7 protein-coding genes and 2 pseudogenes are annotated in these 7,052 nt (G+C 62.3%); 6 read left to right on the top strand and 3 right to left on the bottom strand.

Annotated elements, in window-relative coordinates:
- Both ACTXGA_RS20765 and ACTXGA_RS20760 read right to left on the bottom strand, forming a co-directional pair.
- Positions 1 to 155: pseudogene (locus ACTXGA_RS20765) on the bottom strand (IS256 family transposase); the annotation flags it as partial.
- A gap of 84 nt (positions 156 to 239) precedes the next feature.
- Positions 240 to 389: pseudogene (locus ACTXGA_RS20760) on the bottom strand (transposase); the annotation flags it as partial.
- 244 nt (positions 390 to 633) lie between these two features.
- Between ACTXGA_RS20760 and ACTXGA_RS20755 the strand changes: the two are divergent.
- The 6 genes from ACTXGA_RS20755 to ACTXGA_RS20730 all read left to right on the top strand — a co-directional run bounded on the left by ACTXGA_RS20755 (position 634) and on the right by ACTXGA_RS20730 (position 6,126).
- Positions 634 to 1,068 (top strand): hypothetical protein, encoded by a 435-nt coding sequence (locus tag ACTXGA_RS20755; protein ID WP_443396586.1) that lies wholly within the window; start codon positions 634 to 636, stop codon positions 1,066 to 1,068.
- Positions 1,069 to 1,190: 122 nt separating this feature from the next.
- Positions 1,191 to 1,679 (top strand): ATP-dependent zinc protease family protein, encoded by a 489-nt coding sequence (locus ACTXGA_RS20750; protein WP_443396585.1) that lies wholly within the window; start codon positions 1,191 to 1,193, stop codon positions 1,677 to 1,679.
- A complete protein-coding gene (gene rimK / locus ACTXGA_RS20745; RefSeq protein ID WP_443396584.1) occupies positions 1,676 to 2,581 on the top strand; it encodes a 30S ribosomal protein S6--L-glutamate ligase in 906 nt (301 codons plus the stop codon). The genes ACTXGA_RS20750 and rimK overlap by 4 nt, the downstream gene beginning before the upstream one ends.
- Positions 2,581 to 3,624: a succinylglutamate desuccinylase/aspartoacylase family protein gene (locus ACTXGA_RS20740; RefSeq protein ID WP_443396583.1), complete on the top strand. Its 1,044-nt coding sequence runs from the start codon at positions 2,581 to 2,583 to the stop codon at positions 3,622 to 3,624. Before rimK ends, ACTXGA_RS20740 begins: the two co-directional genes overlap by 1 nt.
- A gap of 115 nt (positions 3,625 to 3,739) precedes the next feature.
- The gene (gene mgtE, locus ACTXGA_RS20735) at positions 3,740 to 5,134 is read left to right on the top strand and encodes a magnesium transporter (RefSeq protein WP_443396582.1); all 1,395 of its coding nucleotides are present in this window, start codon (positions 3,740 to 3,742) and stop codon (positions 5,132 to 5,134) included.
- A 269-nt stretch (positions 5,135 to 5,403) separates the two neighbouring features.
- Positions 5,404 to 6,126, top strand: coding sequence for a hydratase (locus ACTXGA_RS20730; RefSeq protein WP_443396581.1), 723 nt, complete (start codon positions 5,404 to 5,406; stop codon positions 6,124 to 6,126).
- Here the strand turns inward: ACTXGA_RS20730 and ACTXGA_RS20725 are convergent.
- The gene (locus tag ACTXGA_RS20725) at positions 6,101 to 7,030 is read right to left on the bottom strand and encodes a LysR family transcriptional regulator (RefSeq protein ID WP_443396580.1); all 930 of its coding nucleotides are present in this window, start codon (positions 7,028 to 7,030) and stop codon (positions 6,101 to 6,103) included. The genes ACTXGA_RS20730 and ACTXGA_RS20725 overlap by 26 nt on opposite strands.
- Positions 7,031 to 7,052 lie beyond the last annotated feature (22 nt).

The following is a 7,052-nucleotide window of genomic DNA, read 5'->3' as shown; positions in this document are numbered from 1 at the left end:
CGGTCACTGCTCTTCTCGCCGTAGTCAGCGCCGGTCTTGGCGCCCACCTCCAGCTCCATCAGGCGCTCGGCCTCGAAGCCGATCATCTCGCGCAGCAGGTCGGCATCTGCGCTCTTCTCGACAAGCGAACGCAGGTCCATGATGGGTTTGGTCATCGGGTAAAGTCCTTGGTTCAGGTTGGTTTTCGCAAACCGACACTAACGGGAAACCCGATGACCACCGAAAGCTACACCACCAGACGGGACGTCACCACCATACTTTTTCTTCCAATTGAAATATGTCGCTTGGCTGATCCCGCCCCTTCGACAGATCTCAGCGACTGGCGTGCTTTGCCCGCCCTGCTTCAAAATGAAGGCCTTTTGCGCCTCCGTGAACTGCGATGCTTTCATGCGATGCCGCTCCTCTCCCAGCCAGGGAAACTTAGCCGAAAACTCCAGCTTCAAACGGTCCAGATTTCAGTGGGCAGAGCACTTTTTCACGATAACCTTATGAAATCATAGTTCTAGATCACATGGTTCAGCTTTTTCTTCCATAAGAATAAGTCTCTTTAACATTAAATAAAATTCGTTATTGTCATGAAGTTCCGGCTGTTACGGTGCACGGATGAAAAACGTCAGGACACCATCGCCCGGTTTGCGCCTCGATATCGGCGTCGACGGAAACCCGTTCGTTGAGATCAAGGTCGTCGGAGGCCGCACAATCGGCCACGTCATCAACGGGACCGCGGGCGGACCAAATCTCTTGGTCGCCGGGACGACACGCAATGCGCGTTCAGTCTTTCAGCGCGTTCTGCACCATTCGGTCGCTTCGACGCTGAAAGGAAAGCTCGTTCTGCTGTTTCTGGACGAACTGGACCACACCGAATCCCATAGTGCGTTGGACGGCATCGCGGCTAACCTCAGGCCGATCGCCGGAACCCTGTTTCTGGAGGTGCCGTCCGCTGACGTCCTTCTGCACCCGCGGCAAGTGAATGTTCTGGTCGAGACGGTCCTGAACTTTTGCGAAAACCACGGCGCGATAGATCCGCGACCCTGTCGTAGTCCGGCGATCCCAAGCCGAGACTCCTGAGCCGGGAACCGCAACGCGAGAATAATCGTAGTTTCGCCCAAGGTGAGGTTCCGACCAGATCGCGGCGGACTTGCCCCATCCCCAGTGAACCTTAGTGCGGACAGGCCGATCCGCACCCACCCTTGGAAAAAGGCGTTCCTGTCATGAAAACCCGTCCCAAAAAGCTGACAGTTGGCTGGCGAGAGACCATTTCGCTGCCGGGCCTTGGCATCCATGAAGTCGCGGCCAAGATCGACACCGGCGCCCTGACCACCGCGCTTCATGCAACCGATATGGAAGCCACGCACCAGGATGGCCGTGACTGGGTGACCTTCTTGCCGGACCACGGCGCGCTCGACGTATCGCACCCATGCCGATTGCCGCTGCTGCATCGACGCAGCATCACCAACACAAGCGGCATTCCCGAAGATCGCTTCATCGTTGCCACCACCATGAAGATCGGCGGCCGACTGGCACGCGTCGAGGTTTCTTTGACCGACCGATCCGACATGACCTACCCGATCATCATCGGACGCAGCGCCATGCGCCTGTTGCGCCTGACCGTGGATCCGTCGCGGTCCTGGATGCAGTCCGATCGAAATTCCCAAAACAGAGGAAAGGAACAAGCATGAAAATCGCAATGCTGGCACAGAACCACACGCTGTATTCCCACAAACGCCTGAAAGAAGCCGCCGTGGCGCGTGGGCACGAATTTGATATGATCAAGACACTGCGGTGCTACATGAACATCGCGTCGCGGCGTCCGGATGTCTATTACAACGGGGCCAAGCTGCCCCGCTATGACGCGGTCATCCCACGGATCGGCGCCTCCGCGACGTTCTACGGTACGGCCGTGCTGCGTCAGTTCGAGATGCAGGGCGTGTATCCGCTGAATGAAAGCGTGGCCATCGGGCGCAGCCGCGACAAGTTGCGGTCGATGCAACTGCTGGCACGGGATGGCATCGGTCTGCCGGTCACGACCTTTGCCCACGATCCCAGCCAGACCGATGAGGTGCTGAAACTGGCTGGCGGTGCGCCGACAGTGATCAAGCTGCTTGAAGGCACCCAGGGCATCGGCGTCGTGCTGGCTGATACTGACCGCTCTGCCAAGTCGGTGATCGAGGCTTTCCGCGGGGCAAACATCAACATCCTGATCCAGGAATTCATCAAGGAGGCGGGCGGTACCGACATCCGCGCCTTCGTCGTTGGCGGACGTGTGATCGCCGCGATGAAACGATCCGGCGCGGAGGGTGAGTTCCGGTCCAACCTGCACCGCGGCGGCAGCGCCGAAGTGGTCAAACTGTCGCCAGAAGAACGCTCGACGGCGGTTCGCGCGGCGAAATCCATGGGGCTGAATGTCTGCGGCGTCGATATGCTGCGCGCCAATCACGGCCCGGTTGTGATGGAGGTGAACTCGTCTCCGGGACTGGAAGGCATCGAAAATGCCACGGGGTTGGACGTGGCCGGCAAGATCATCGAGTTTCTCGAAAAGAATGCCAAGGAAGGCGCGACCAAGACGCGGGGCAAGGGTTGATGGCCAAGCGTCCCGCATTCGAGATCGGTGGTCAGACGATTGCGCCGGGCGCACGGCTGACCGTCGATCTGCCGGTCAGCGTGCTATCAGACCACACGCCGGTCACCATGTCCGTGCATGCCGTGCATGGGCGTCGTGACGGGCCGACGATGTTTGTCAGCGCGGGCGTGCACGGCGACGAGGTCATCGGCGTGGAAATCGTGCGGCGTCTTCTGGCGTCGCGCGAGCTGAAGTCGATCCGCGGGACGCTGCTGGTGGTGCCCATCGTCAACACCTACGGGTTTCTGAACCATTCCCGTTACCTGCCCGACAGGCGCGACCTGAACCGCTGCTTTCCGGGCAGCCCGAGCGGATCGCTGGCTGCGCGCCTTGCCGAACGGTTCATGACCGAGATCGTAAAGCGCAGCGATGTCGGGATCGACCTGCATTCGGCTGCCATTCATCGCACCAACCTGCCGCAGATCCGGATCAGCCCCGGCAATCCCCGGATGCTGGAACTCGGTCGGGCCTTTGGCGCGCCGGTGATCCTGACCTCTCAGGTGCGCGACGGCTCGTTGCGCGGTGGGGCCGCCGAGGCCGGTGTTGACGTTCTGCTGTATGAGGCGGGAGAAGGTCTGCGCTTTGACGAAATGGCGGTCCGGGCCGGTGTGTCCGGAATTATCCGGGTCATGCGCCACCTGCGTATGCTTCCCGCGAACAAAAGCGGCAAACCGCGCGCCAGATCGCTGCGCTGTGCGCGAAGCCGCTGGGTGCGGGCACCCGTGGGGGGATTGCTGCGCACCTACCGGCGCGAAGGCGACATTGTCGCCGAAGGGGATGTGCTGGGCGCGGTTGCGGACCCGTTCGGCGAAAAGGACGTGGACCTCACCGCGTCCATGGACGGGATCATCATAGGCCGCGCCGTCATGCCCATCGTCAACGAGGGCGACGCGCTTTTCCATATTGCAGCGGTCCGGTCCAACGATGACGCCGAGGCCACGCTTGGCGAACTGACATCCCAGTTGGAAGAAGACCCTCTGTTCGACGAAGACGAAATCATCTGACGGACAGGATCAGATCCAGCGCAGTCGCGGCCCCCTTGCCGCCAACCTGAAACGAACCTGTGTCCTGATGCGAACTGACCGCATCGACACCGAGCCGCAAAAGGAGACCCTCCAGATGCTTGACGACGACCTGAAAACAACGCCGCCCGAAACCCCCGAAGCCGAAGAGAAGCCGCTGCGCGAACAGGTCAGACAGGCACTCGACACGCGCGACGTGGATGCGCTCGTCGAGTTGCTGCGACCGTTGCCGCCGTCAGCCGCCCTGCGTCAACTCTTACTGCTCGAGGCCGGGGACCGCGATCTCCTGATGTCTCTGGTTCCTGTCGAAATGGCAGCGGATTTGGTGGTCGAAGCCCCGATCGAGGCGGCGTGCGAGCTGGTCTCAGACATGGAGACCGACCGCGCCGCCGAGGTGCTGGACAGCCTGAATTCCGACCTGCAGGCAGATATTGTCGGCGAACTCGCACCCGACCTCAAGGATGCGCTTCTGGCGAGGTTGCATCCGGACGATGCCGCCGATGTCCGGCGTCTGGCGGAATATCCCGACGATACGGCCGGGGGCCTGATGGCGGCGGAGGCCTTCACCTTCGCTGCGTCGGCAACGGTCGGATCGGTGCTGCGGGGGATTGTCTCGGACGATACGGACTTCGAACGCTACCGTGGGCAACATCCCTACGTAATCGATGACGAAGGCCGTCCGGTCGGGGTGGTGTCGTTGCGCGGTCTGCTGACCTCCAAGCGGAACGACACCTTGTCGTCCATCATGGTTCCTCCGGTCACGGTGGTTGCCGACACGTCTCTGGATGCGCTGGAAGATCTCTTCGACCAGTACAACTTCTTCGGGCTTCCCGTGGTGGAAGCGGACGGGCGTCTGGTTGGCGTCGTCTCGCGCACCGCCGTACATGAAGCCGCCCTCGCACGATCCCAGAGTGAAAGCCTGAAGCGGCAGGGTGTCGTGGGTGACGAATTGCGCTCGATGCCGACATGGCTGCGGTCGCGGCGGCGGCTGGCGTGGCTCTCGGCCAATATCGTTCTGAACATCCTCGCCGCCTCAGTGATCTCTGCCTATGAGGAAACCCTGGCGGCGGTCATTGCCATCGCGGTGTTCCTGCCGATGGTCTCGGACATGTCAGGCTGCTCCGGTAACCAGGCCGTTGGCGTGACGATGCGGGAACTGGCGCTTGGTATCGTACGGCCAAGGGATGCGCTGCGGGTGTGGCGCAAAGAGGCGGTCGTCGGCGTCATCAACGGCATTGCTCTGGGTCTGCTGATCGGTCTTGTAGCATGGGTCTGGAAAGGCAACCCGTGGCTCGGGCTTGTGATCGGCAGCGCGTTGGCCGCAAACACCTTGCTGGCGGTCTCCATCGGCGGGGTCGTGCCTTTGTTGCTGAAACGGTTTGGACAGGACCCGGCAGCGGCCTCGGGTCCCCTGTTGACCACGATCACCGACATGGCGGGATTTTTTCTGGTGCTCAGCATGGCCAGCTTGATGATGCCGTTGCTGCTGTAAGGTGTTCTAACCGCTGCGACTTGTCAGAACGCCCGTTCAGCGAACCGTTCTCTTATGAACATCAATTTGCTGACGGGCCTCGCTGACGCGGAAGGGGAGCTCACCTTGAGAGGTTGAAGCGCGCTCACCACCTTGCCCGTCAGGGCCCTGACCGGGGAAGGTTTTGTGCTAAGGGCCACCGCCGACCCCGGCAAGCGTCTCGCTAGACCTCCCTTCGGGCATTCATTAGGACTTGGCCGGCAGGCGTGGCCTGCGTTGCAAAGGAATACATGATGCGCCCAGACGTGATTGCCGCCTTTTCAGAAACTCTGCTGACCGCACGCGCCACGGGTTCACCGATCATGCCGCCCTCGCATGTTCCCACCTACGCAGAGGCGCTTGCCATTCAGGCTGCGGTGCAGTCGACCTTGGGCGATGTGGCCGGTTTCAAGGTGGGGGCGCTGCCGGAGGGGCCGCCGATGCTGGCACCAATCCCGTCGCTTCGGGTTTTTGACAGCGAGGTGCCGATCCCATCGCCTGACATGGCCGGGGTAGAACTGGAAATCGCGTTCGAACTGATGCGCCCGCTAACGGACGCGCCGCGGGCCGATCTGTTCCGCCCGCGTCTGGTGATGGAACTGGTCGACACGCGTTTCGCGGGCGATAATCTGGATCCGATGCAAAAGATGGCCGACATGCAGTTGAACGATGGGCTGGTTCTGGGGCCGGTGCTAGACCATTGGGACGGGTCGGATTTCGGCACGCTGCAGGCGCGGATGACCGGGGCAGGGCGCGTGGTTCTGGACGGCGCGGCGGGGGTGCCGGGTGGGTCTGCGCTGGCAAACCTGCGGCTGTGCCTCGACCATTTGGGCGATCACTGCGGCGGGCTGCAGCCCGGCCAGCATATCATCACCGGATCGCTCTGCGGTTTGCCTTGGTTCCCGGCGGGCAGCACTGTTCAGGCGCAGGTCGAGTGCTTCGGAGAGATCACGGCGCCGCTGCAACCGCGCTGAGCCGCGCCTCTGTTTGTGTGCCAAGATATTCGGCGACGACGCGCGCGGCACGGGACAACGGGCGGCGCGCGTCGATCACCGTGGAAATGGTGGGCGAGGCCAGCCCGGCCTCTTTCAACGGCAGGAACCGCAACCTGCCGTCGCTGAGTTCCGGCAGCACGTCCAGTTCAGAGGTGATCATCGCCACGTCGCCCTGCGCCAGCGCGTGCTTCAACATCTGGATAGAGTTCGAGGTCAGCACCGGGCGGTTGGCGGCAAAGAACCAGGCGTGCCGGTTATCCAGGTACTGCCGCGTCGGCATCAGCGCGCTTTGCGACACCAGCGCGTGGCCGTCCACGTCATTCAGCGACAGCCGTTCCGCACCCGCGAGCGGATGATCGGGGGCCACGATACAGCCCAGCCGTAGCTTGCGCTGCCACAGCACATGCTGGTGTCGCATGGGCGGGGCGTTAAAGGTCATGGCGACGTCGACTGTGCCTTCTTCCAGCGCGCGCAGGGCCTCTGTCGGGGTCATGATGTCCAGCGAGAGGCGCAGGTTGGGCTGGTTGGCGCGCAGGTCCTTGTGCAGGTCCAGCAGCACGCCGTTGCACAGACTGTCCATACCGGCCAGCCGCACCGACCCGTGCTCCTTGCCTCGCATCTCCAGCAGATCGGTTTCCAGTCGGTCGGCATCGGCGCGCCAACGCCGCGCCATGACAATCACCGACTCGCCGGCGGCGGTGGGCCGCATCCCGCGCGGCAGCCGTTCGAACAGCGGCGCTCCATTGGCCTCTTCCAGCGTCTTGATGTGGCGGTCGATGGCCGAAGCGGCGATTCCCAGCGCCCGCGATGCCGCCTGGATCGACCCGTGTTCTGCGACCGCCTCAAGATACAGCAACTGGCGCGGAACGAGGTGAAATTTCATGCAGATACGCCCCTGAATTGCG

Source organism: Antarctobacter jejuensis, assembly GCF_052266595.1.
Lineage (GTDB): Bacteria > Pseudomonadota > Alphaproteobacteria > Rhodobacterales > Rhodobacteraceae > Antarctobacter > Antarctobacter jejuensis.
The sequence above is the reverse complement of the archived record's forward strand: the minus strand, read 5'-3'. Positions and strand labels throughout refer to the sequence as shown.